Source organism: Colwellia psychrerythraea 34H (assembly GCF_000012325.1).
GTDB classification, from domain to species: Bacteria; Pseudomonadota; Gammaproteobacteria; order Enterobacterales; family Alteromonadaceae; genus Colwellia; species Colwellia psychrerythraea_A.
Genome location: NC_003910.7, coordinates 2,792,279 through 2,818,231 on the forward strand (window position 1 = coordinate 2,792,279; position 25,953 = coordinate 2,818,231).

The following is a 25,953-nucleotide window of genomic DNA, read 5'->3' on the forward strand; positions in this document are numbered from 1 at the left end:
TATGAAGTACTGAGTCTATAATTCGAGTTTTTCTCATGATTTATTAAATTCAGACAGCAAACCCTAAATATTATTAAGCCATCGACTTACATGCAGTGACTATCATGTGACAAGCGTAATTATTTTAACTTTGTAGCACCCTACTTTACTCTTTCATTTGTTGTTAAATGTGATCAAAAAACTCAGATTTAGAACTATACTGAACATAAGGATGAAGGTTGGAAATACAGATGCTCAAAAAGATTTTGTTTCTTATAACTTTTATTTTGCTTATTCAACAATATGGCAATGCACAGTTAAGCCCCCCGCTTAACCAAAGTAAGTGGACAGTACCTGTGCTTTCAATCGATGGTGCGATCGGACCAGCGGTAAGTGAGTACCTCGTCACAGAAATAACCAAAGCTAATAATGATTCAAGCATTCCGTTAGTGATCATAAAGCTAGATACACCCGGTGGTCTGAGTTCAAGTCTACGAGAGATAAATCAACAGATATTAAATTCTACAATACCCATTGCTTGTTTGGTTTATCCTCAAGGTGCACGTGCGGCAAGCGCGGGCACTTATATGCTATACGCATGTCATTATGCCGCTATGGCGCCAGCAACTACCCTAGGTGCCGCTACGCCAGTCAGTATAGCCCCACCAGCGTCAAATCAAGGTGAAGATAAAAAAAACAAATCACCTTCAGCTATGGAAAAAAAAGTATTAAATGATGCCATTGCCTATATCCGTTCGTTAGCACAACTACGCAACAGGAATGAACAATGGGCTGAATTAGCCGTCTCTGAAGCGGCAACCCTTACTGCAGAAGAGGCGCTCGCTGAAAATGTTATTAACTTTATTGTACCAACAGCCGAAGCGTTATTTGCCACTATCATAAAGCAAAAGCATTCAGAACATCATTTTGCTGAGGTGACAACAGACAACACACAACTAAAAGCGGTCCCCCCCAATTGGCGTAATGACTTTATTGCCACGATCACCAATCCAAATATCGCCTATATTTTAATGCTTATAGGGATCTATGGTTTAGTGTTGGAGTTTTATAGTCCCGGCGTAGGGGTAGCAGGAATTACTGGGGTAATTTCGCTTTTGATTGCGCTATATGCTTTTCAACTTTTACCTTTAAATTACTCAGGTTTTGCCTTGTTACTCGTAGGGATAAGTTTGCTAATCATTGAATCTATCATGCCTAGTTTTGGCGTGTTTGGTATTGGGGGCACTATTGCTTTTGTACTCGGATCTATTTTTTTAATCGATACTGAGCAACCGCAATATCAAATTTCACTCCCTCTTATTGCTGCTTTTGCCTTTGTATCAATACTATTTTTTGTGCTTTCCTTGGGATTAATGTGGCGAAAAAGAAAGAACAAAATCGTAAGCGGACAAGAAGAATTGATTGGCGCTATTGCTTTTGCCGAAGCAAGTTTTACTCATCAAGGTTTTGTGACAATTAATGGTGAGCGTTGGGCGGCAGAATTTACACAGCCCGTTAAACAAAACCAAGCCGTTAAGATTAAAGCCATTGATGGTTTAACCTTAATTACCATCCCTTGTAGAGAAGAGGAGAACAATCATGGACGTTGTGTTTAATAATACCCAACAAATATTCACCGTTGTGGTCATTATTCTATTAATTGCATTACTGCTAAGTGCATTTAGGATTTTGCGTGAATATGAACGTGGTGTAGTATTTTTTCTTGGACGTTTTGACAAAGTCAAAGGGCCTGGTTTAGTGATTATTATTCCATTAATTCAACAGATTGTTCGTGTTGATTTACGAACCGTAGTAATGGATGTACCAAGCCAAGATGTCATCAGTCGAGATAACGTATCAGTAAGAGTAAATGCTGTTATTTATTTCCGAGTTATCGACTCACAAAAAGCGATAATCAATGTCGAAAATTACTTACAAGCCACATCACAATTAGCTCAAACCACCTTGCGTTCGGTATTAGGTCAACACGAATTAGATGAAATGTTGGCAAGCAGAGAAATGCTTAACATCGACATTCAAGAAATATTAGACGCAAGAACTGATGGCTGGGGGATAAAAGTATCTAATGTTGAAATAAAACATATCGATCTTAATGAAACCATGATCAGAGCGATAGCAAAACAAGCCGAAGCTGAAAGGACCCGTCGAGCCAAAGTGATTCATGCACTGGGAGAAATGGAAGCGGCAGAAAAGTTGAGTGAGGCGGCCAATAAACTGAGCACAGAGCCTAATGCAATAATGTTACGTTATTTACAAACATTGACAGAAATTGCGGGAGAGAAAAACTCTACTATATTATTTCCTCTGCCTATGGAGTTACTGAAAGGATTATTTTCTCCAAAAAATCATGATAATAAACAATGACTGTAAATTTCACTACACCGTTAATTGGACCAGCCCACACCATTCAACTGGACCAAGAGTGAAATTGAATACGAGCATCAAGTCATAACAGCACTCTAAATAGAGTCTCATCTAATGTTATATGTTATTTCCACAACAAAAAATAACGCGTTACCAAGAATTAAATATAAACCCCATATATAACAATTAGTTTGGTGATTACAGTTGGGTTTTATACTGTTTGAAGTAAATGACTTAAATTTACTTTTTAGGAACATTTTGAGCGAATGTTACTGGATATTTGAGAGTAAACGTTTTAATTTTTCGTGATATAACGTCAAAATGTGACTTATCTTATCCACTTAAAGCATCCCTCCGATTACCATAGATAATTATGACCGGCAGCAGAACTTTTTTTGTCTATCAACCAAACAAGTGCATCATCACGTTCGGTGAACACTTCAATATTTAACGCGTTAGAACTTGGAATAGTCGCTGAAAAATCAGCACTCATCTTAGCTAATTTATTGGGTGCAAATACTGCTATTTTATCTATGGCGGGCAAAGTACCAAAATGGATTAGCGCATCAAGTTGCGTAGAATAGGAATTGGTTTTATTAATAAGTAATGAAAATGATTCACTAAACAGTGAGAGTAATAATTGATGAAGTTCATTTACCATGCTAAGGGTAATATCTGCGCCATTATCAACCGTAATTTCTGCGAGATCATGACTAAGTATGCCGACTTTGGCAAATGATATTTGGTGTATTTCCATATGTTAACTAAATCCCTATTACTGATGTTGTTATTCCCTAACAAATATTAGTATAGCTAAACATATGGATTATTGTCATGTGTTTTATAATATTGATAACTTTAACTTTTTATACTGGCATCTAACGGTGCTCAATGCACACCTATACTAAATATTTACCAATGAATGGGGTCAACTTTGTAATAATTAGTCAGTTGACGATAAAGTGCAGGATGCTCTATAGAGAGTTGCTTAGATTTCTCAAAAAACACTTCACTCACTACGGCAAAAAACTCTGCTGGCTCAGTGGCACCATAATAATCAAATATTGATGGTGTACCCGCAGCGGCTTGCTTTTGTAATATTTTAAACTGTTGTGAAAAGATTGTAGACCAACATTGATAACTTTGATCTTTACCCAAAATGGGCGCGCCATTGGCTTTACCATTTTCTTGATCTAGTTGATGAGCAAATTCATGGATTACCACATTGTGGCCATCATTGGGTAGTTCTGCACCGTGTAGACTGTCTTGCCAAGATAAGACTATTTTGCCAAAGTCCCATGATTCACCTGCTAAAGCGACTTTTTTGGTAAATTGAACACCATCAGCATTACGCTGGTTTTGCTCTTTAAGAAAAGCGCTTGGGTAGATTAAAATCGTTTTTAATTTAGGGTAATAATCCGTTTTTCTATTCAGCAGTAATAAACAAGCTTGAGCAGCAATGGTAATTTTTATTTCTTCCGTTATTTTAATACCGTTGCAACCGATAAAATCTTTCTCTGAAATAAATACTTGAATATGTTGTTTAAGCTGTAGCTGTAAATCTGTTGGCATTTGCTTGAAGTAAGGCATGCGTTGCTGGATTATTTTACGCCATTCCTTTTTGAAAGGTAGGCTTCTTATTTTATCGCGCTTATGTTCCCGCCAATACGGCTTTGCCATTAAATAGCCAATAATCGCCATACCAATAAATAGGGGTAAAAGAATAATCAAAATAAAACCTTAATGATACCAATGTATTAAAATAGTGAACCTTACTCATATCTTGGTATGAATGAAGACAATTTCAAGCGATTAGTACTTTCAATCGTAATAATAAGAAATAACGGTCAGTACCCCTTAAGTATATTCAAGGGATACTGACCGTAGATATAACGCTAGATGGCGTTTGTTATTTGGTGATAATAACAACCGCGTTTGACTTGGTTCTAATCGTTTCACTTATATTAGATAAGCCCAAGTAAGCGGGTTGTCGGCTATCAAGGGAAAAAAACTGTGGTACAGGATTATCTGTAAAAGCGCTATGCCATTCAATGACAGCAAAGTCGTCAATATCTAACTGGGTTGTGGTGCCATCTACCAACTCAGCTTCGACCAATACACGATAACTTTTGTAACCGACTCTTGGGGAGTTATAGTCAACTTCTACATTTTTCCATGTATCTGAACCGCTTAATTCAACAGTTTTAATTAAGTTTTTAGGACTATTTTCAAAGGCATCAAATAACTTTTGTTTCTTTTTTCTTCCTTGCCAGTAATAGTGTAATTTAACGGCTTTTTTACTTTGATAATTTGCTTTAATGGTAACTTGTCTACTGGCAGAATAAACACGCCAAAAACTTTTTACACCAAAAGACGTAGATTGTTGGTTATTAAGTGCTAAAGCAATACTTGTATTACCACTCGCGCCATAATTATTTAAACTCATGATACTTCTATCAAAAAACAAACCACGTTCTGGGCTATCAAACGTTGAAAAGCTCTCAAAGTTACTGCCATTAACTAAATTTTTACCCAGACGATATTTTACATTTTCGTCTTCTATCCATATTTCACTCAGCTGTTTATGCCATGGTAGGTGATACAAACTCGCTATCTTGCTGCCTTTTGAAAAAGTTAATTCATGTTTAACGGGTGTGTTAACACCGGCTTTAACTTTAACCTGTGTATTGTTAACTGATTTAACGGTCACTGATGGTCTTTTGGCGGTAATTATACCGTGACCACCCGATTGGGTAATAAGGGTATTTCTAACCTTAGAAAGTTCGGTTAAACGCTTCATCACAGTATAACGATTAGTACCTGTTGCAGGCGTTGGCTTATAACCCTTAACGTATAAAGGAACTATTTCCGCGCGATGAAATTCACCTTCATCTAACCAAACATACAAAATGAAACTATGTTGTGTGGCGCTGAAGTTTTGATCAAAGATAAAATTGCCCATTGAGTACGCAATGAGCTTGTTGTCATACAACTCTAGACCCTGAGTTACATGAGGATGATGGGCAATGGCGAGTGCTGCGCCATTATCTAATGCTGATTTTAATCGTTGCTCGGTAACACCTGTTGGGCTGTTAGCGTACTCTTGACTACCATGATATTGCACTATGGTGACTCTATTTTGCCCCACTTCTTGCTGAACAGAGTTAATAATATTAGTCATTGAACCATAAGCAGCGCCGCCGTGTTCGTGATTAGCTGTTTGCGTAGGCTCTGAACTTCCTTCCCAGCCGACATAACCTAGCATAGAGAATTCGGTATTGTTAATGGTATCGTGATGAGCCTTTAGCGCTTGTTTTGCATTCATACCAGCACCAGAAAACCCTAAAGGACTTTGCTGTAAAAAGGCTAAAGTTGACTCCATTCCTGGCTCTAAATAATCATAGGTATGGTTATTGCCCAAACTTACGTAATCAACACCTGCCCACACTAAAGCGTCGAGTATTTCAGGTCTAGAATAAAATGTAACTGACTTAGGCGCACGATCTCCAGGTGTTTTATTGGCAATTTGTGTTTCTAAATTAACTGCTGCGTAATCCGCGATACTCATATAAGGTTTTATGTTTTCAACTATCGCCTTACTATCACTGAGCTTAGTCTCAGGATGAATCAAAATAGAATCGCCAAAGTAAGGTTTATAATAACGACGATCCATCATGACATCACCACCAAAAGCTAACATGACTCGCTTAGCTTGTTTGGTAACTAAAGTGATGTCTGCAATAGCAGCATGAGTTTTTTCTTGATTCTGAGAGAAAAGTTCATAATGACTAAATGTTTGAATGCTTTTAAAGTAGCCTTTTTTAACAAAGTTGAGCTGATAAGTATCATTAGCGGCAGTAGGTATAACGAAACGTCCCTGTTTATCGCTGATAACTGATTTACTGTTTAAGGTGATATTTACCATACTAAGAGGCTGTTGTGATTCATCAAGCAAACGGCCTGTAATGTTGACCGTTTGATTTGCATTAACATTAAGCTGAAAACCAAAAGCAGTTATTAAAATTATTATCGTTATAAACTGTCGCATATTTGTTCCAAGTTTGTTGCCTCTACAAGGCTATTAATAAGTTATCAATCAAGTATATACAAACAAAAATAATAAATTCATTCTTATCCATAGCTGATATATAACCTAAGGGCATGGGTTGATAATATCTTTACAAGATAGCTTTCAATCCTAATAGTCAGCTATTACTCGTTGAAGCGCCCTGCTCTTGAAAATTTATCCTCACTTAACATTGCTCATTGACTTAATTTAGTTGGTATAACCTGCCTTTATGGCTAAGCAAAACTTAAGTCTTATCATTTTTCAAAATAAAATTACATTATGTTAATTCAAGATAATTAATAACTGTTTTAACAAGGTGATGAAAATGGCTGATACTAACAATACCCAAGTGCAAATAACAAAAAGCAACAATAGCCCTGCAGATAACCTCGTGACTAGTTCAGCAACTAGCCAAGTAAAAGATAGCACCCCAATAAATAATAAGGTGATTCAGAAAACCTCCGCTCTAATGAGATGTTTTGATTTAGTTGAAGAAGCTAACTATAGCTATGTACTGGGCTATAACTAATTAGAACGGCTATTTCGCGAAACAATTGACAGTTCATGACTCAACGACTGAGAAAATCGAATGAGTAAGTTAAGTCAGCTCTGTTAGTCGTTATAGCTATAATCCAAACAAGTTGACTGTGTGTTATCAATAGTTGTGCTTCGTCTACAGACAAGTACAAAATATGTACGGACTATTATGAGTGATTTAGTGAAGTGTTTTTTAACTGGAGCTTGGGTTGCTTAAATAGCTTTCACCTAAAAGTAATATTAGATGAAAGCCTCTTCTCGACTATCTTTTACTATATGACGTCTTATTGAATAAATTTTCCGGCTAAGATACCGCCAAACTTTTCATTTTCTATCACCAGTGTACCGTTGACAATCACCTGCTCTACGCCTACTGAGTAATTATTCCACTGGTTAAAGTTTGCCATAGGTGCAAAATTTTGTTCATCAAAAACAATCACGTCGGCCTTATAACCTACTTTTAAAATACCTCGTTCAGTAAGACCAAGGACTTTGGCTGTTTGGGAAGAACTTCGATTGATAAATTCGGCCATAGTGAGCAATTTTTTATCGACTACATATTTTTGATATTTTTGCGGAAAACTTGCATATTTCCTTGGATGACCGTTCGTACCATCCGATGAAGTGACTACCCAAGGTTGCACCATAAAACGTTCAACATCCTCAGGTGACATATTAAAAGAAGCTACTCTAACGTCGCCTTGAAGTACCATCCAAATAGCCGTATCAACGACAGATAAGTTTTTCAGCTCTGACACCTGCAGTAAATTCAAACTTACCAGCGTTTTATCATTAAACTCAGTAATATAAAGAGAATCTGGCCCTCCTCTTCGGCGAACATTCTCGGTGATTTCTTCCGCTAATATTGCTGATAAATCAGCTTGCTTTAAACGTTGATGAAAAGCTTCTTTTGAATCAGCCATTACCCATTTAGGCATTACCGCACTGCGCAGCTTAGTACCTGATGCTAACCAAGGGTATTGATCGGCAGATATTGATGTGCCATTTTCTTGTGCTTGGGTAATCATTTCAATCGCTTGCTTACTTTGCCCCCAAACATCAACACCTAATGCCTTTATATGTGCTAAATGTAAATGTATATCAGCTTTGTCGGCAATATTAATTGCTTCGTCTAAGGCGGCAGTAAAACCTATGTTAAAGGTACTTTCATCACGCAGATGTGTGTCATAAATCCCGCCATATTGACTAGCAATTTTCGCTAAGGTGATAACTTCATCTGTATTAGCATAACTACCAGGCACATAATACAACCCTGTTGATAGACCAATGCCGCCGGCTTCCATCGCTGTTGTTAATAGCGCAGACATTTCATTGAGTTCTTCAGGCGTAGCGTAACGCTCTGCTCTGCCCATGACTTGTTCACGTAAACTGCCATGACCCACTAATAATGCAGTGTTAGTCCCAATACCATTAGCTTTTAGCTTTTTAGCCATAGCTGTTATATCTACTGGACCACCGCCATCGTTACCATTAACAACGGTAGTTACCCCTTGAGTTAAGTAATTTAAGTTATGGTTTTTATCTTTACTTAGCAGCTCGGCTAAAGAGTGAGTGTGGGGGTCAATAAAACCCGGACTTACGATTTTATTCTTAGCATTAATGATTCTTTCGGCTTTAATACTGTGTTCACCACTAAGATATAAACCACAAATAACTTGCTGACAAATCGCCACATCGAGTTGTTGGGCTTGACCACTTTCGCCCGTGTAAACAGTGCCATTAGTGATTAATAAGTCAATCTGTTGAGTTTTAGGCTGTTGCTCTTCAGTCGTGCAAGCACTTAGTAGTGCCACACTTATCGCCAAAGTGATTACTTTTTTATTAAATACATTCATAGCTTTTCCTATTCTTTATCATGATCAGTTTCTGATAACATGTTAATCATCAATATATTAGCGGATTTAAAGGCAATACGTTTTATCTTAGTACGATCGGTATTATCACCCATTTCATAGGTAATGGCATGAACCCCGAACTGATCAGAGAAGTACTGCTTTGACACACCTAAGTTTGGGTTATTCCCTGGTCTTAATACCACATTAAAGTTAGGCATTTGTCTGTCCAATTCACCTAACCAATGCCGAACAAAATAAGAGCTTTCAACGCCATAGTCTACTGGCATGGTATAGAAAATATCATTTTTAGTAGAGTGAAAATCTACTGCAAACTTAATTTTTTGCCCTTGCGCTACTAAGCCCTTTAAATAGTCATTTATTAACTGAGTTTCAATCTGAGAAAAGTCATTCCAATCACGGTTTAAATCCATGCCATTAGCATTACTACGCCAATTACCAGCATGTACACCATCTGGGTTTATATTGGGAATAACGAGAACATTATATTTTCTAAGAAAATACTTACTAAGTTCGCTCTCTGATAACAAGGTTTCAACAAACGGAAATAAGGCCAGAGCACCGGTAACTTCTGGCGGATGTTGCCGACCTAGAATCACCACCCACTCATTACTATTTTCATCTCGACTTTCAATTTTGTAAATAGGACGACCTTGAGTAGACAATCCTAAAATACTTTGGGTAAAAGCACTCTGTACCGTTAGTTCTTCTGCCCAATCAACATAATATTGATTATTGATAATTTCTTGTGCGGCAATTGTGACTGACTGAGGAGATGCTTTCACTTTCATGATTAAGCGCTCACCTTTTAGCTGATAATCTTGTAACTGCCACGACTTATTACCATCACGACTAATTTTAGGGGGGTAACGATGTTTATCACCCTGTACCTGCATGGTAATAGTGATATCCGTAACTTGTTTTGCCTGTATTTTAAAAGCATACCAAGGACTTGAATTAATAGGCGTATTTTCAGGGACTAAAGTAATTGAATATTCATATTCACCCGTCCTTTTACATTCATCCATCCGACCAGCAGCAAAATCACTGGTTAACTTTACTTGCTCATTGTTACAGGACTGACTATTAGCGTTGGTATCCTTATCTGCTGTAGGTTGAAATTCCTCTTTTAAAGAAAGAGCTGCTGTTGCTGAAATATCAGTCCCCGTGTTTTTAGAAACGGTTGGCGGAGTCTCTTCAACTGCAGTTTGAGGGGCTGAACAGGAAAATAAAAAGAATAAGGGCAATAGCAAAGTTAATGAATTAAGGGAATTTTTCATAATTGGTTCTTTATAAACTTGCATGGGTAAGAAAATATGGCCTGACTACTTTGAGTCAGCCAAGCCATAAGGTTTGTGACTAATTAAGCGTTAAAAACTAAAATTAGCACTGGTATAGAAGTATCTTCCACGGCTTGAATGTAATGAACCGTCATAACCAAAGGTGGTATCAGCCAATGGTGGTTCTTGATCAAAGATATTATTAATACCAAAACTTAGACTCACACCTTCATATCCCATAAAGTCATTACGAGTAACGTAAGTATTTGCTCGAGTTTGCGCTTTAGAAGTATAGAATGTTGTTACGCTATCAACGGTTTTGGACACACTGGTATTATCAACTTCACCAACGTATTTAACAAATAAACCTGCGCCCCATAGCGCATCATTTGATTTCCATTTTAATGATGCAGTTGCTTGCCATTCTGGAATACTGCTGGTCCCAACGATATCACCCACTGCAGTACCTAATACTGCAGGATCAGCACCAGCATCGACGATTAATGAGGCATCACCACCAGCTTCTTGGTCAAATTTTAATGTTCTAGCACCATTTAATGATAAGCCAAAATCACCAACTGACGTATTCAAATCATAATTGATCGCTATATCGTAACCCGTAATGGTACGGGTGTTGAGGTTTTCATAGCGGCGATTAATTTGAACAATTTCTCCTAATGGATTATCAGCATCAATAGCGCCTCGAATAACGTCAGGATTTGATGAACCTTCTCCTCTTGCTATCAAATCTAAACGTGAGATATTTTCATCTGAAAGGACGCCAACAGTACCTGTTGTCTCAATTTCCCACCAATCATAGGTAAAGGTTAAATTATCCATAAGCTGTAATGTTAAACCGACACTGATGTTTTCACTTTCTTCAGCCTCTAAATCTTTGTTACCAGATGTTGATAAATTATAATTGCCATTACCAGAGCCACCATCGGCTAAAGTATCTGAATTAACAACAACGTTACCATTGGCATCAAGGGAGTTTTCAGCATAATCATCTACACCTGTAGTCAGGGTAGCGCCTGGAGAATTTAGCTGTATAAGGTTAGGCGCTCTAAAACCTTTAGATACTGCACCTCTAAATTGCAGCATTTCAACCGGGAACCATGAAACTGCCATTTTAGGTCGGGTTATATTGCCGATATCACTAAAATCTTCATAACGAGCGGCTAATTGTACATCTAGACTATGAATAGCAGGTAGATCCGCTAATAAGGGTAAAGCAAGCTCTACGTAAGCAGAAAGCACTTTACGCTCACCAGAGACATCAAGGCGAACACTACTACCTTGTAAACTACTTAGATTAACCGGATCTGCATTACCTTCAACAAAGGGTTCTGAGCCATCAAAGTTTGAACTATTGTCTTCATCTAAGGTTTCTTTACGATATTCTAAACCGAAAGCTAAACCGGCTTCACCACCAGGTAATTCAAACATAAATGGATTTGATGCTTTAAAATCTACCATGGTTAATGACGTTTTTGCACTACGTTGAGCGGTAGTTAAAAACGGGTCAATGCTCGATTGTGGATTAGGCGTTGAATCGATAATACTCGCTGGATTATTTGGATTAACCCCTGTAAAAGGGTTATAAGCGTCAGCGGTATCTAAACTAAGCTGGGCTAGTAATAAAGGAGAGCTGATACGATTACTCATGTTATCGTCAGTTTTTGCCTCACTATATAATACCCCCGTGTCCCAATCCCAATCATCGTAAGTACCACGCAAACCATTTAAGAAACGGTAACTAGTACTTTCAACTTCAACTTGACGTGGACCGACATCAGTTGGGCGAATACGTAAATTATAAGCAAGTCCTTCAACGGGTACTACAGCAGGATCTAAACCTGCAATACGATTGGGGTTTACACGGCCATCGGCAAAATTTACCGGTCCAAATGGGTTGTAATAACTGTGTGCTGGTACATCGAAAGTACCATTACTTAAAATAGCTGATTGTTCCCATTGACGCTTAGTTTTAGATCGGTAATAAGTAGATTCGTTATAAAATTCAACGCCATTATTAAACTCATGACTTAAGTTAGTAAAAAGATTCAATCGATCAATATCAGGTACTAAAGTACGTTCTTCATTACGGTTAGGACGTAATGCTCTATCGTGACTACCTGCGGCGTCAAGACAAACATCCCCCATAACTCCGCCACCGGAAGCTAAAGCACCACCACCACAACTGCCAGCAGATTGCTGTTCGCCGGCATTGTTAATATATGAAGTTGGGCGAATGATGTAATCATCAATTTTGCTCGGTAAACCAATGTAATGTAAGTCTGCATAAGGTTCTAGAGTTGAACGGTTATCAAAGTCGGTATCGCCAGCAAATTCTTCAGGTGCTCGTGAACGTAAATCTTGATTACTCGAAAAGCCATTTTCTGATGCTTGTAAACCCGTTTTCTTAGCGTAGTTTGCACTGATCATGAAAAACGTTTGGCTGTTGTTAAACTCAAAACCTTTGTTGCCAGATAAGGTAAAATCATTGCGGTCAGTACCTTGCTCTGCGCCATAACGTACTTTGAAATTACCTCCTTCAAAATCTTCTTTGGTCACGTAATTCACTACACCCGCAACAGCATCAGAGCCATACAATGCGCCAGCACCATCACGTAACACTTCAACACGAGCAAGCCCTGAAATAGGTAAAGTATTAGAGTTAACTGAGGTTACTGGTACGCCGAAATTTGTTTGAGTAATAGGATGGTTCACCATACGGCGACCATTAAGTAAAACTAAGGTATTACCTTCACCTATACTACGTAAGTTAACCGAGCCAACATCACCACGTGCTGCATTTGTTCCGGTATTACCACCACGAGTGCCAGTAAAGCCAACGGCACCTATTTGAGGAATTGAGCGTAAAAGTTCATCTCCATCTAGAGCGCCAGTTGCGATAATATCTTCTGCACTAAGCTCAGTAACAGGTAACACACTTGTCATAGTGCTGCCCTTGATATTCGAACCTACGATAGAAATCCTTTCAACTTCTTCCTCTTTTACTTCTGTTTGCTCCGCAGCAAAGACAACTTGAGAAGTAAGTGCTGTTAGCACGCATAAACTCAAATGTGATAATTTAGACTTAAGCATTGATCTATCTTTCATGACATCCACCATTGTAATTTAGCTTGTTTTATAATTGTCAGGTTATTAGCTACCTGATCATTTAGTTACGTTTCATTCACCTTAACCATGAACTTAAATTACAGCTTTAACAATTGACCCTTTATTGCTTATCTATAACCTAGGGTTATAGGCTGAATTTTATCTAAGTATATTAAAGCTATCTTTAGCGGAAAAATTAACCTTATTCAGCTAAATTATAGAAAACTATTATAAAATAGTAGAATGAGTTATTGATTTAACTAAGAAAGCGAAGAATTAAAGGTGACAGATAAAATCATTGTAGGGTGATCATTACCTATCACTGCCTGTAACAAGCAAATGATAGATAATTAATGATGCTGCAGTTGTTAAAAGTTAAGAGTTAAGCGATTAAAGCCTTTAGTTGGCGATTGGCGAAATAGAGTTTATCAATGTGTACCGTACCGGAAACCTTTAAATCATCCAATACTCTGTGCACTCTATTTAATTCTATTTTCTTACTTGTTGCCCATAGTTCAATAGCAATATCAGTCGTTGACTCTCGGTTATTCTTGAGCACCCTATGGACTAGTTTTTCCCTAAACTCTAACAAATCAAGTAACAAACTAAAACGCGCTAACCTTGACCAATGATCTTTTGCCTGCACTTTTTCCGTTTGCTCAATTAACCAAGCAAGACCAAGGATTTTACTTACTTGACAGTAACAAGGAAGAATTTCTGTCACCGATAAATTAAGCTCTGAAGCCGTTTTAACAATGTCGCAAAAAACCACACTCGATACTTTTAATTGATGAATAGTATCCACTAACACTAGACCGCCCACTTCACTCTTAAGTTGATACAGTGATTCATCAACAGGCGAAAAAGGTAAAGTAATTTCGTCACCATTGAGTTGTTGTAGGGTGTTTATTCCAGGTGAATAACGCTGCACTATAGTAGCAATACTATCACCTGAGCTGGAATGGTTGATAAACCAGATAGCCATCAAACGATAAAATCGTTGCACCTCTATCATCATCTTAATTTGTACTTGTGCCGAGACGTTCCCATGTGATGACTCAATTTCAGACCAAATATTATCAAGTGAAAAAACTTCTTTCGCAATAATAAAAGCTTTAACAATTTCGGCTATAGTCGCACCTGTCTGCTCTCTTACTGCATGTATTCCACCACGATTAAATATTTCATTAGCGACACTAGTAGCGATAATTTGTTGTGCTAAAGGATGGCTGAGAATATATTGAGTATATTTATTAGCTAACACATCAGGAAACGCTGATAATAAGTACTTTTGGAAATAATCATCCGTTAATAATTTTTTTTCTTCTAATAAAGCATCATGCACATCCATTTTTGAATACGCCATCAACACCGCTAACTCAGGTCTAGTTAACCCTTGTTGTGCTAAATTTCTCGATTGTAGCTCTTCATCATCGGGCAAGTATTCTAATTCACGGTTTAGCCCGACACTATTAACCAAGTATTGGCTCAAACGGGTAAAGCTATCAAAGTGAGACTGACTGTTCGCCTCATCAATACTTAACGCTTGCGCTTGATAATAATTATTACGCAGTACCATAGCGCCAACTTCGTCTGTCATTGTCTCTAACAAGTGATCACGTTCAGCTTTTGTCATGCTTTTATTGTCAACTAAACCATTAAGCAATATTTTGATATTCACTTCACTGTCTGAACAATTAACGCCTGCTGAGTTATCAACTGCATCGGTATTAATTTTACCACCGCCTTTTGAAAACTCTACTCGGGCAAGCTGGCTACAACCTAAATTCCCTCCTTCACCAATGACTTTACACTGTAATTCGTTGCCATTGATGCGTAATAGATCATTAGCCTTGTCCCCTACTTCGGTGTTAATTTCAGTACTGGCTTTGACGTAAGTTCCAATGCCACCAAACCAAAGTAAATCGGCCTGACACCGTAAAATTTGGCGAATTAATTCATCTGGCGACACCTGTTTTATCTGGTTATCAATATTAAGTAATTGTTTTATTTCTGTCGTTAATTCAATATGTTTGACCGAGCGACTAAAAACACCCCCTCCGTAAGAAATTAATGCTTTGTCGTAATCCTGCCACGATGAACGCTCAAGGTGGTAAAGCCTGTTTCGTTCAACATAACTCAAGGCACTATCAGGATTTGGATCGATAAATATATCGCGATGATCAAAAGCAGCCACCAGTTTTATCGTTTTTGAAGATAACATGCCATTGCCGAAGACATCTCCAGACATATCACCAATACCAATCACACTGATTTCATCTTGTTGGACATCAATATCCATCTCACTAAAATGCCGTTGTACTGATACCCAAGCTCCTTTGGCAGTGATACCCATCTTTTTATGGTCGTAGCCAACACTACCTCCTGAGGCAAACGCATCACCCAGCCAAAATCCATAATCATTAGCTATTTTGTTAGCAATATCAGAAAAAGTAGCCGTACCTTTATCTGCAGCGACAACGAGGTAACTATCATCATCATCAAAACAAACAACATTTTGAGGCTTAACTATTCCGTTAGCAGTATTATTATCAGTGATGTCTAATAATGCAGAGATAAAAAGCTTATAACAACTAATCGCTTCGTTAGTAATACTTTCACGCGAGCCGTTAACGGGTAGTTGCTTAGGTACAAAGCCACCTTTAGCGCCTTGTGGCACGATAACAACATTTTTAACTTGCTGCGCTTTTACTAATCCTAATACTTCAGTTCTAAAGTCTTCTTGCCTATCAGACCAGCGTAAACCACCCCGAGAAACGGGAGCAAACCTTAAATGAACCCCTTCAACTTGAGGAGAATAAACAAAGGTTTCTACATAAGGTCTCGGTTGTGGTGCATCATCTATTTCGCCGCTGCGTATTTTAAAGGAGCAATAAGTTTTTGCTTCACCAGTAGACGATGTTTGATAAAAGTTAGTTCTTACTGTTGCTGAGATAGCGGCGATAAAATTACGTAAAATTCTGTCATGATCTATTTTTGAGACGGTAGTTAAGCTTTGCAGTAGATCAGCTTTAATGAGCTCAGTTACTGCTTTTCGTTGTTCAATACCTTGGTCACTTAGTGCAAAACGTGCTTCAAATAAGTTGACTAAGCCATGAACGATACTAGGGTAACTAATCAAGGCTTGCTGGAAGTACTCTTCAGAGTAACCAAGACCTAATTGACGTAAATATTTACCGTATGCACGGATAACGACAATTTGTCTGATGTTAAGATTGGCACCAAGTAATAACTTGTTGTAACCATCACTTTCAATATTGCCCGTCCAAACTTGCGCCAATGCGTGCTCAAGATTTATTTTTATAACGTCAATATTTGTATCTTCATTGGGGTACTCAAGGGTATAACTATAAACTTTGCGACGAGTATCGCTATTTGAACAACTGACTTTAAAGCTAAATTCATCCACAGGTCTAAAACCAAACTTCTCTAGAATAGGAATAGAGTCACTTAACGCAATGCTTTTCTCTACGGTATATATATTTAAGGTAAGCTCACTTTTATTTTGTGTTGAACGATAAATTTGAAACTGATGAGTATTATCACCATGTAAACACTCGATGTTATTTATCGCTTCGATAGCTTGTTTAGGAGAAAAGTGCTCTCGATAGCTTTTTGAAAAAGCACTACTATATTTCTTCAATAACAAGCTTGCTTGGTGGCCCCGCCATAATTGCGAAATCATCGCGGTTAAATTTTCATTCCAACTTTGCGTTTTAGTTTCAATACTAGCAATCAGCGCTGCGGTGCCTATTTCATGAGTAAGACTTGCACCTTTTTTAACAATAAAATGCCATTGCGCTAGATAATTATCATTAAGCATTGAACGACGAGATAAGATTTCACCTTGATAGGCTTTGGATAATTCGTCCTCAATTTCATCACGTAAATCGGTACAAAATGCATCTTTAGAAACAAAGACCAGCACGGAAATTTGTTCATTAAAGTCATTTTCTCTGATAAAAACACCAGAATTACTTCCTACGTTAAGGTTATGTATGCCCTTCGCTAAAACAAGTAGTTGTTCAACGCTACTTTCATATAATTCTCTTTTAGGTAAAACCGCAAGAATATGGATGAAATTCCGATAATCATGGCTATCCAATTTCAGGTTAAGCTGTTGTAAGACTCGTGCTAACTTAGCATTTAGAAAAGGGATTTTATTAGGGTGGAGGTTATTAGCAACTTGAGTAAACAAACCTGAAAACTGATGAATAACCGTTAGGTTTCCATCATTTGAAAATTCCTTAACACTGACCAAATCAAGGTAGTCATGCCGATGAATAGTTGATTTTACTAATGACTTACTGACTTTCAGTGAACTTTTCATGGCAATTAATTGTTTAAATTCTGCACTAGTAAGTGTTAACGCAGGTTTACTTACTTCAGCATCATCATTAAATATACCTAGAGAATCTTTTCCAGGTATCGCGTTACCAAAAGCATTTACAGTTATTGAATTATAACTAAGGAAAACAAAATGTTCCTGACAAAGCCATGTTAAAAAGTTTTCGGCATCAATATCATTAAATTCCATCGACTGATGATTTATCCCTCTACTTTTGGCCATCATTAACGGCCAATCTCGAGTCACTTTAGCGATATCAGCCAACAATTGTTGAATTGTTTCGACAAGCTCACCTATCACCTTTGGTCCTAGTTGGTTAGTAAGCTCTATATATAAAATTGACTCGTCTGGAGAAACATTATCCGTTTGTTCTTTGCCTTGTAAAATTTGACTTCGATTGACGACTGGATGCAAAAACATATTAATTTTATAGCCATGTGCCATTAATAACGCTGAGATTGAATCAACAATAAAAGCCTTGTCATCAGTAATAATATATATAACTGCCCCATCAGTTAACGCATCTTGTTGTGTTCTATTTTCAATAACAACTTTATTTTCATTTGTACTACGACAACAAAAAGATTGCCATAATAACAAGGCCATTTGATAACGCTGTACCATTGAAAGCGTTTTTAAATCAGCACTGAGCGCGCTGTTAAACATTTGCTGAGAGAATCGTTCAAAAGCAATAATATCTGCTTCCTGGTAGCTTTCATTTATAAAACGACATAATTCTAAATCAGTAGTGACAGTCACAATAAATTGCCTTAATTGGTATAATAAGAGCCATTCTCATAAGGGAGAAGGTGCTAACACCAAATGGTTTATTAATGAATCCAGTTGGTGTAAGTAAAAGCGTAGCTATTGCCGCTTTTACTGGCAAATTCATTTCTTTGTTGAGGGTATAACCAAATGTTGTAGCAAAATTTTTATGCCTTAGCAGCAACTTATGGTACTTAATCACCTGCGACTTAAGCACATAACCCAAAGTTATTACCTAGCAAAGATTAACTATTATCCATTTACACCTTGCTACCTTATCTTAAAGGTATCGACAAAGAATCACCTGTTACCACAACAGTTGCATGTTTCCTTAATTTAAAAGATACCAATATGAACAGAAAGCAAAACATAATTAAAACGGCTATTAATGAACACGTTATTGATCACAATTTAACGGCTATTGGCGTAATGGATTTAGATGGTTTGAAAAAAACTGTGAATGACGCCTATGCCGCTTTTCCTGCTAATTTTTTTCATACCTTTGCGGTCAAAGCTAATGCATTAGTTAAAGTTCTAGAGCCTTTACGTGAATATGGCATGGGAGCTGAAGTAGCAAGTCCTGGAGAGCTATTAATAGCTGTCACCGCGGGTTTTACAGCTGAAAATATTATCTTCGATTCTCCAGCAAAAACACTGCAGGATTTACGAACCTGTATAAAAAAAGGAATCGCGTTAAATATAGATAACTTGCAGGAACTTGAGCGTATTGATGCACTAATGCTTGAATTTCCTGAAAGTACATCAATAATAGGTTTTCGTGTTAATCCTCAAATTGGGGGCGGAAAAATAGGGTCAACGAGCACAGCCACAGCAACCTCTAAATTTGGTTACGCCTTAGTAGATGGTGACAATCGTAATGAACTCATCAGTATTTATAAAAAACGTCCATGGTTAAAGAGCATTCATACGCACTCTGGCTCTCAGGGCTGTGAATTATCTTTAATGGCAAAGGGGATTAAAATAATTACTGAACTTGCAGAGGAAATCAATTCTCTGGTCGGCCTCCAACAAATAACACGATTAGATATTGGCGGCGGCTTACCAGTTAATTTTAGTTCGGAAATAATTAAGCCAAGTTTCAAAGATTATGCTGATATTTTAAAAGCCGAAGTCCCGTTATTATTTACCGATAAGTACCAAGTAAAAACTGAATTTGGACGTGCTATTGTTGCTAAAAATGGCGTTATTATCACTCGAGTTGAATATACAAAAAATTCTGGTGGACGCCATATTGCAACAACGCATGCGGGTGCACAAATCATTACTCGCACTGCTTTTTTACCTAAATCATGGCCTATAAGAGTGACTGGCTATACCACAAAGGGTGAAGAAAGAACCGCGCAAACATCAGAAGTGGTCACAACCGATGTGGCAGGTCCGTGTTGTTTTGCCGGTGATCTTATTTGTAGTAATCAACCTTTGCCAAAACTAGAGAGCAATGATTATGTCATGGTGCACGATACCGGCGGCTATTACTTTACTAATCATTTTGATTATAACAGCCTACCTAGAGTGGCGATCTATACCGTAGCTGGTCACGATGATGATCTAACAATCGAATGTATCCGCCAAGGTGAATCTCTAGAGGATGTGCTAAACAAAATGTAACGATTCTTATTCGATAAAAGCATAAAAATAAAACCTCAATTAAAAATACTCAATCAGGTTCACTTTGTTTTAATTTACAGCAAAGCAGAGCCTAATTTTTGAGTTACTAATAATAAAGTGAGCTTAGCTATGGAAATAAATATCAGTATTCTTGAAACGCTCGTGGTAGCACTCATCATTCTTTTTTCAGGGTATTATTGTAATAGTAAAGTTTCATTCTTACGAAATAACAACATTCCAGAGCCCGTTGTTGGCGGCATTATTTTTTCAATATTGGCAGCAATCGCCCACTCTATTTTTGACATTCATTTTAATTTTGATATGAGTTTTAAAAATCCACTGATGACGGTATTTTTTACCACCGTAGGTTTAGGTGCTAGTTATTCACTATTATTAAAAGGCGGCCCAAAAGTTGTCTTATTTCTAGGTGTGGCAACCGTGTACTTACTCGTACAAAATGCTATCGGTGTTTCAATCGCAATCGGCACTGGAATGAACCCTTTAATGGGTTTAATTGGTGGTTCAGTGACGTTATCAGGTGGTCACGGTAATGGCGCAACTTACGCTGATTTATTCATTACAGAATATAATATGCCTGCTAACATCTTTGAATTGGCCATGGCTGCAGCGACAATGGGCTTGGTTTTAGGCGGCTTAGTTGGCGGTCCAGTGAGTAAAAGGCTCATTACTCGTTATAATCTTAAAGCAGATGAATATCATGAGGAACTTGATGACACGATAACATTCAATCCAGAGGATCATGATTTAGTTACCCCCAAAAAAATGATGGAAACCTTATTTATCATTTTATTATGTATGACGGTTGGCCATATCGTTTATCTTAATTTAAAAGCTGCTGATATTGTACTGCCCGCTTTTTTAATGCCATTGTTATTTGGCGTAGTCGCCACCAATTTATGTGAAGTATCTAAGCGTTACACCATCAGTAGAGCTTGTATAGATTTATGGGGAACGATGGCGCTTTCTATTTTCCTAGCCTTAGCATTAATGTCATTAAAAGTCTGGCAATTAGCGAGCTTAGCAGGTCCTATGGTAGTGATCATTTTAATCCAAACAGTCATGTTAATGATGTTTGCTTATTTTGTTACCTTTAGAATAATGGGCAAGAATTATAATGCTGCTATTATCGCCGGTGGTCATTGCGGTTTTGGCTTAGGTGCAACGCCTACAGCAGTAGCCAATATGGAATCTCTTGTCGCAAGGCATGGGCCGTCACCACAAGCTTTTTTAGTCGTTCCGTTAGTTGGTGCATTCTTTATTGATATTACCAATGCTTTGGTTATTCAACTCTACTTAAGCCTTCCTTTTGTCAGTCCATAAATTACTAATGAACAGCCATCATTTCACTAAGTCAGTGGTTTTTAGAGCTACTTATTACTGCTGTAAAAACCAAATATCAATTACCATTATTTAAAAATTAATAAAATAAAAATCATTACTTCCTTTATCTACTCAAGTCTATCCTATAACCTTAGGTTATAGGATAGAACTAAAATAATAAAATTTATATTATTTGCCCACTGAATTTTTATTTATGGATTAGAGATCCAACAAGGTATTCAAATGATTATACATAACAGAATCCTTATCTTAGAGGCTTTCATTAATGAGTAAAAATAATACTCTTGCCTTAATAATTATTATTTTAGGGATTTTTTCTGCAATATTTGTCGGTAATTCTGTTAATAAAACCTGGCTAGAGCAGTCTTATGTTTTTGATACCTACCAAACAGACTCAGGTAATCCTGCATATATATACAAGGGTAAAGAAGTTGTTATTTCAGGTATTGTTCCTTATCAACAATCACCACTTAAACAAGAAAACTTAAATAAGCTAAACGAAGAACCTCTACTAAAAGAACAGTGGGTTGAAGATAAAGCACATAAATTAAAGCTGCTAAAGCCTGCTTTTCATTTTGGCATTTGGTCTTTGTTACCCGCTTTTATCACGATTGTTTTATGCTTACTTACCCGCGAGCCACTTACCTCACTGTTTAGTGGTATAGTGGTTGGTTCATTAATGTTAGGTCAATATGATTTAACTGATGCCGTTATCATTCCTAACTTGGCCAAAGAAGGCACCGCAGCGTTACTGTTACTCTATTTATGGTTATTGGGCGGGTTATTAGGTATTTGGTCTAAAACAGGTGCAGCACAAGCCTTTGCTAACTATATGACACTTCACTTTGTTAGAGGGCCGCGTTCAGCGAAAGTGATTTCTTGGTTACTTGGCATCTTATTCTTTCAGGGTGGCACTATGAGCACCGTATTAGTGGGTACAACTGTTCGACCTTTAGCGGATAAAGCCAATGTAAGCCATGAAGAGATGAGTTATATTGTCGACTCTACTGCCTCCCCTATAGCCACTATTATTGCTTTTAATGCTTGGCCAGCCTATGTGCAAGCATTGATATTTGTTCCTGGGGTATCATTTTTAGCGACTGAATCGGATAGATTAAATTTCTTTTTTAGTAGTATCCCCTTTAGTTTTTATGCCATCTTTGCCGTACTAGGTACCTTACTATTAAGCTTAAATATCACCACCTTTTCAGGTAAGAGAATTCGAGACGCCCATCAAAGAGCTCTAACAACAGGTAAGCTAGATGCTATAGGTGCAAGACCATTAAGTGCTAAAGAGTTACACAGCTGTGATGTACCTTCAGGATATACCCCTCATGTTTTAGAATTTATTTTACCGTTAGTCACCTTAATATCGATTGCTGTATTCACTTTTATATTTTTAGGCTCACCTAAAATTAATTGGGCTTTTGGGACTGCTTTATTACTATCAGCAGGTATCGCATTAGCAAAAGGCATGTCATTAACACACGTAATTGATGGTTTTGGTAATGGTTTAAAAGGTGTGGTGCTTGCTTCGGTGATATTAATGTTAGCCGTTATTATAGGCAGTATTAGTAAAGAAATAGGCGGTGGTTTATATTTGGTTTCACAACTTGGCGAGCAATTACCTTTTTGGACTTTACCACTGATATTACAATTAATTACTATGGTTATTGCCTTTTCTACAGGTACAAGTTGGGGAACTTATGCCATCGCATTTCCGTTAGCCATGCCTTTAGCCTGGGCTATTTGTCAGTCTCAAGGACTTGCTAACCCCGAACTTTTTATGATGGTTGTTTTGCTACGGTACTTAACGGCAGTGTATTTGGTGATCAATGCTCGCCAATTTCAGATACCACTATACTGAGTGCGATGACCACAGGTTGTGATTTAATGGATCATGTGAAATCGCAGTTAGTTCCTGCAACGTTTGCCGCAACATGTGCGGCTTGTTTATGGACATTAACCGTTTACCTGTTTGCCTAAGCTATACCCATGATACTCAAGGTGCGAGTTTCATGGGTATATATAATAAATTACCCCTAACCAACTTAGGATATAAAAATGCGCTTAAGACATATTGAGATTTTTCATGCAATTTACACCACTGGCTCAATTACTAATGCAGCAAAAATATTACACGTTTCGCAGCCCTCTGTTAGTAAAGTGCTATCTCATGCTGAAATGCAACTCGGTTTTGACTTATTTGAACGGGTCAAAGGCCGTTTGACTCCAACCGATGAAGCCGAAATGCTTTTTGATGAAGTTGATAAGATATACCAACAGATGCGTTCGATAAAAAATACGGCAGAGAACATAAAAAAATCAGAGTACGGCCAAATAAATATTGCCGGTAGTCCTGCATTAGGTTTTGATGTTATTCCTAGTGCAATAGCAAAATACCACCATAAACATCATCAGGTGAACTTCAACGTACAAACCGTGCATAACGATGCGGTAATGCAAACCTTATTAGAACATAAATGTGACCTAGCAATATTATTTGCACCCAATGTCATGCCTGGCGTAACTTCAATTGAGTTGGCTCAGTCAGAATTAGTCATTGTTTATCCAAAAGTAAGCTTCCCAGATTGTCCTAAAGAGTTGACCTTAAACCAACTAAAAGAGTTTGAATATATCGATATTGGTGACAGTGGGCCGTTGGCAGATTTATTATGGACCAGAATGATGAAAGACAACATCAGTCTAGAGGCGTTAATAAAAGTACAAACCTATTTTATTGCCGCTAGGCTTGTCGCTCAAGGTGTTGGAATTTGCGTGGTAGATCGTTTTACCGCTGAAGGTAATTTATCGGACAATACGGCTATTGCATCTTTTAATCCACCATTAACATTTCCTGTTAAAGCTTTGTATCTAGAAAACAAAAGTTTGTCTAAGGTAAGCCAAGAGTTTTTATCTTATTTAACTACAGAGTTTTCTGACGATTCAAAATAATAACGAAGAAAACATATAATTATAATGTAAATCATGAGACAAAAAACACAGTACATTAAATGCTTGTATTGATACTGTGTTTAAATTATCTGCTAATGAATATTAACTAATAGGCCTCGGCAACCGCCTCTTCTACTAAGTAAACAAGCTCCTCATAACCAAACACCACTAAAGGTTTTCCATTAACAAAAAACTGCGGTGTCGCTCGTACTTTTAATGTTTGTCCATCCTTAATATCTTGTGCAATAATTTTTGCTATGTTGCTGCTCTGCCAATCGGTATCAAGTTGGTCATGGTCTACATTTAGCGTTTTTATACCCGCTAATGCACGGGTAGGGTTTGATACGTGATGTTCAACCCAGCGCTGTTGGTTAGCAAATAACAATTCAAGCGCCGGCCAAAACTCTCCTTGTAGATGCGCAGCTTCTAACATTTTTACGACATTATCTGAGCCTTTGTGTAATGGCGCATAACGCATAACCACGTTAACTTTCCCCTGATATTTCTTAACTAAGTTATTAATTAATGGATAGAATTGACTACAAGTACCGCAAGCGGGATCAAAGAATTCAACAATAGTCACTTTCGCTTGTTTACCACCTTTAGAGGGAGCACCAATACGTTCTAATGCCGGTAATTGTTCGCTAGCTACCGTTGATGGCTGTTGGCTTTTGTAAACCCCAACTGCTGCAATAAATATGACGCCGATAAATGCGGCAACGCTGATAAAAATAGTTTTATTATTCATGATTATTCCGAGTAAAGATCCTAGTGAATTTATAGTTTATACCCAAGCCACTTGAAGATGCGTGTTTCAGGACGCTTGAGCAATTCATGATCAAGGCGCCTCATTTTATTAAGGGTTATTCCCTTAAAAAAGGAGGCAATGAATAACATGGTTTGCTCAGACGTCCCCGCAGGGCTGGTTTAGAAACGCTTTATGCTACGTTATTGATTTCGACAATAGAATAACTATTCTCTTCAATCAATGCCTTGCCTAAAGGCATTTCTAATTCCAGCTGAAACCTGCATCTTCAGGTAGCTTGGGTATATGTTCTGTTAAGTGTTTTTGTTATTAGTTTGAATGAATGATTTTTTAGCAAGAAATAACAACAGCCCTAACAGTGAAAATGTAATCAATGACATCACCGGGATGTTGATAAAGCCAAGTAAATTAAAGTGGGTTTCAGAGCAAGGAATTCCAAGAACGCAGGGTTGTGCCGCTTCTGGGATAATGCCTGCAACAACTAACACATGAAATAGTGCAACAAACCAGCCAAAGATAACCAATGGGCTTGCGTAGCGAATAATGCTTACATCAAAAGGAAAAAGTGCCAAAGGCAGCATAATCACTAAAGGGTAAAGCGCAATTCTTTGATACCAGCACAACACACAAACGGGTAACTGCACTATTTCGCTAAAAAATAGACTGATTAAGGTGCCACTTGTAGCTAATATCCATGCGAAGAAAAGTAAATTCCATGGTTTATTATTCTCAGCGCCAGCTGTTTGTAAATTATTCATTTGCTTTTATCTGTTCAATATAAATGAGCGCTAAGTGTAACTAATTTTAGTGGTTGTCATCTGTATCATTTTTGTAGCTTTACAATAAATTATCGTTAA

Annotated in this window: 17 protein-coding genes; 8 read left to right on the top strand and 9 right to left on the bottom strand. The window is 37.6% G+C overall.

Annotation, left to right across the window (positions count from 1 at the left end; translation table 11 throughout):
• The first annotated feature begins 230 nt into the window (after positions 1–230).
• Both CPS_RS11965 and CPS_RS11970 read left to right on the top strand, forming a co-directional pair.
• Positions 231–1,595 carry an NfeD family protein gene (locus CPS_RS11965; RefSeq protein WP_011043492.1) on the top strand — a complete coding sequence of 455 codons (1,365 nt, stop codon included), beginning with the start codon at positions 231–233 and terminating at the stop codon, positions 1,593–1,595.
• Positions 1,579–2,364 carry a slipin family protein gene (locus CPS_RS11970; RefSeq protein ID WP_011043493.1) on the top strand — a complete coding sequence of 262 codons (786 nt, stop codon included), beginning with the start codon at positions 1,579–1,581 and terminating at the stop codon, positions 2,362–2,364. Before CPS_RS11965 ends, CPS_RS11970 begins: the two co-directional genes overlap by 17 nt.
• A 358-nt stretch (positions 2,365–2,722) precedes the next feature.
• Here the strand turns inward: CPS_RS11970 and CPS_RS11975 are convergent, their stop codons facing one another.
• From CPS_RS11975 to CPS_RS11985, 3 genes are all read right to left on the bottom strand, one after another.
• Entirely contained in the window at positions 2,723–3,121 is a 399-nt protein-coding gene (locus tag CPS_RS11975) for an STAS/SEC14 domain-containing protein (protein WP_011043494.1), read from the bottom strand.
• A gap of 155 nt (positions 3,122–3,276) precedes the next feature.
• On the bottom strand, positions 3,277–4,098 hold the full coding sequence (locus CPS_RS11980) for a zinc-dependent peptidase (protein WP_041736966.1): 822 nt from the start codon (positions 4,096–4,098) through the stop codon (positions 3,277–3,279).
• A 175-nt stretch (positions 4,099–4,273) separates the two neighbouring features.
• On the bottom strand, positions 4,274–6,412 hold the full coding sequence (locus tag CPS_RS11985) for a CapA family protein (protein WP_011043496.1): 2,139 nt from the start codon (positions 6,410–6,412) through the stop codon (positions 4,274–4,276).
• A 346-nt stretch (positions 6,413–6,758) separates the two neighbouring features.
• Between CPS_RS11985 and CPS_RS11990 the strand changes: the two genes are divergently transcribed.
• Positions 6,759–6,962 carry a hypothetical protein gene (locus CPS_RS11990; protein WP_011043498.1) on the top strand — a complete coding sequence of 68 codons (204 nt, stop codon included), beginning with the start codon at positions 6,759–6,761 and terminating at the stop codon, positions 6,960–6,962.
• A 292-nt stretch (positions 6,963–7,254) separates the two neighbouring features.
• Here CPS_RS11990 and CPS_RS11995 read toward each other — a convergent pair whose 3' ends face one another.
• From CPS_RS11995 to CPS_RS12010, 4 genes are all read right to left on the bottom strand, one after another.
• Complete coding sequence (locus tag CPS_RS11995) at positions 7,255–8,826, bottom strand: N-acyl-D-amino-acid deacylase family protein (RefSeq protein WP_011043499.1); 1,572 nt, start codon at positions 8,824–8,826, stop codon at positions 7,255–7,257.
• Positions 8,827–8,834: 8 nt separating this feature from the next.
• The gene (locus CPS_RS12000; RefSeq protein WP_011043500.1) at positions 8,835–10,124 is read right to left on the bottom strand and encodes a M14 family metallopeptidase; all 1,290 of its coding nucleotides are present in this window, start codon (positions 10,122–10,124) and stop codon (positions 8,835–8,837) included.
• 90 nt (positions 10,125–10,214) lie between these two features.
• Positions 10,215–13,250: a TonB-dependent receptor domain-containing protein gene (locus CPS_RS12005; protein WP_238383533.1), complete on the bottom strand. Its 3,036-nt coding sequence runs from the start codon at positions 13,248–13,250 to the stop codon at positions 10,215–10,217.
• 382 nt (positions 13,251–13,632) lie between these two features.
• The gene (locus CPS_RS12010) at positions 13,633–18,378 is read right to left on the bottom strand and encodes an NAD-glutamate dehydrogenase (RefSeq protein WP_041736968.1); all 4,746 of its coding nucleotides are present in this window, start codon (positions 18,376–18,378) and stop codon (positions 13,633–13,635) included.
• 357 nt (positions 18,379–18,735) lie between these two features.
• Here CPS_RS12010 and CPS_RS12020 point away from each other — a divergent pair, with 357 nt between their 5' ends.
• The 5 genes from CPS_RS12020 (at position 18,736) to CPS_RS12035 (ending at position 24,330) form a co-directional block, all read left to right on the top strand.
• On the top strand, positions 18,736–20,013 hold the full coding sequence (locus tag CPS_RS12020) for an Orn/DAP/Arg decarboxylase (RefSeq protein WP_011043504.1): 1,278 nt from the start codon (positions 18,736–18,738) through the stop codon (positions 20,011–20,013).
• Between the two features lie 129 nt (positions 20,014–20,142).
• Positions 20,143–21,354, top strand: a complete 1,212-nt coding sequence (gene gltS / locus CPS_RS12025; RefSeq protein ID WP_041736970.1) for a sodium/glutamate symporter — start codon at positions 20,143–20,145, stop codon at positions 21,352–21,354.
• A gap of 286 nt (positions 21,355–21,640) precedes the next feature.
• Positions 21,641–23,242: a Na+/H+ antiporter NhaC family protein gene (locus CPS_RS24260; RefSeq protein ID WP_274377077.1), complete on the top strand. Its 1,602-nt coding sequence runs from the start codon at positions 21,641–21,643 to the stop codon at positions 23,240–23,242.
• A complete protein-coding gene (locus tag CPS_RS24265) occupies positions 23,221–23,361 on the top strand; it encodes a Na+/H+ antiporter NhaC family protein (protein WP_274377091.1) in 141 nt (46 codons plus the stop codon). The genes CPS_RS24260 and CPS_RS24265 overlap by 22 nt, the downstream gene beginning before the upstream one ends.
• Positions 23,362–23,439: 78 nt before the next feature.
• On the top strand, positions 23,440–24,330 hold the full coding sequence (locus CPS_RS12035) for a LysR family transcriptional regulator (RefSeq protein ID WP_011043506.1): 891 nt from the start codon (positions 23,440–23,442) through the stop codon (positions 24,328–24,330).
• A 106-nt stretch (positions 24,331–24,436) separates the two neighbouring features.
• Here the strand turns inward: CPS_RS12035 and CPS_RS12040 are convergent, their stop codons facing one another.
• On the bottom strand, positions 24,437–25,078 hold the full coding sequence (locus CPS_RS12040; RefSeq protein WP_011043507.1) for a thioredoxin domain-containing protein: 642 nt from the start codon (positions 25,076–25,078) through the stop codon (positions 24,437–24,439).
• Positions 25,079–25,389: 311 nt separating this feature from the next.
• Positions 25,390–25,854: a disulfide bond formation protein B gene (locus tag CPS_RS12045; RefSeq protein WP_011043508.1), complete on the bottom strand. Its 465-nt coding sequence runs from the start codon at positions 25,852–25,854 to the stop codon at positions 25,390–25,392.
• Between the last annotated feature and the right edge of the window lie 99 nt (positions 25,855–25,953).

Excerpts from the sequence above, each read along its gene's own strand:
- CPS_RS11965 (WP_011043492.1), top strand. The coding sequence starts at position 231 with ATGCTCAAAAAGATTTTGTTTCTTATAACTTTTATTTTGCTTATTCAA.
- CPS_RS11970 (WP_011043493.1), top strand. The coding sequence starts at position 1,579 with ATGGACGTTGTGTTTAATAATACCCAACAAATATTCACCGTTGTGGTC.
- CPS_RS11975 (WP_011043494.1), bottom strand. The coding sequence starts at position 3,121 with ATGGAAATACACCAAATATCATTTGCCAAAGTCGGCATACTTAGTCAT.
- CPS_RS11985 (WP_011043496.1), bottom strand. The coding sequence starts at position 6,412 with ATGCGACAGTTTATAACGATAATAATTTTAATAACTGCTTTTGGTTTT.
- CPS_RS11990 (WP_011043498.1), top strand. The coding sequence starts at position 6,759 with ATGGCTGATACTAACAATACCCAAGTGCAAATAACAAAAAGCAACAAT.
- CPS_RS11995 (WP_011043499.1), bottom strand. The coding sequence starts at position 8,826 with ATGAATGTATTTAATAAAAAAGTAATCACTTTGGCGATAAGTGTGGCA.
- CPS_RS12000 (WP_011043500.1), bottom strand. The coding sequence starts at position 10,124 with ATGAAAAATTCCCTTAATTCATTAACTTTGCTATTGCCCTTATTCTTT.
- CPS_RS12005 (WP_238383533.1), bottom strand. The coding sequence starts at position 13,250 with ATGAAAGATAGATCAATGCTTAAGTCTAAATTATCACATTTGAGTTTA.
- CPS_RS12020 (WP_011043504.1), top strand. The coding sequence starts at position 18,736 with ATGAACAGAAAGCAAAACATAATTAAAACGGCTATTAATGAACACGTT.
- gltS (WP_041736970.1), top strand. The coding sequence starts at position 20,143 with ATGGAAATAAATATCAGTATTCTTGAAACGCTCGTGGTAGCACTCATC.
- CPS_RS24260 (WP_274377077.1), top strand. The coding sequence starts at position 21,641 with ATGAGTAAAAATAATACTCTTGCCTTAATAATTATTATTTTAGGGATT.
- CPS_RS12035 (WP_011043506.1), top strand. The coding sequence starts at position 23,440 with ATGCGCTTAAGACATATTGAGATTTTTCATGCAATTTACACCACTGGC.
- CPS_RS12040 (WP_011043507.1), bottom strand. The coding sequence starts at position 25,078 with ATGAATAATAAAACTATTTTTATCAGCGTTGCCGCATTTATCGGCGTC.
- CPS_RS12045 (WP_011043508.1), bottom strand. The coding sequence starts at position 25,854 with ATGAATAATTTACAAACAGCTGGCGCTGAGAATAATAAACCATGGAAT.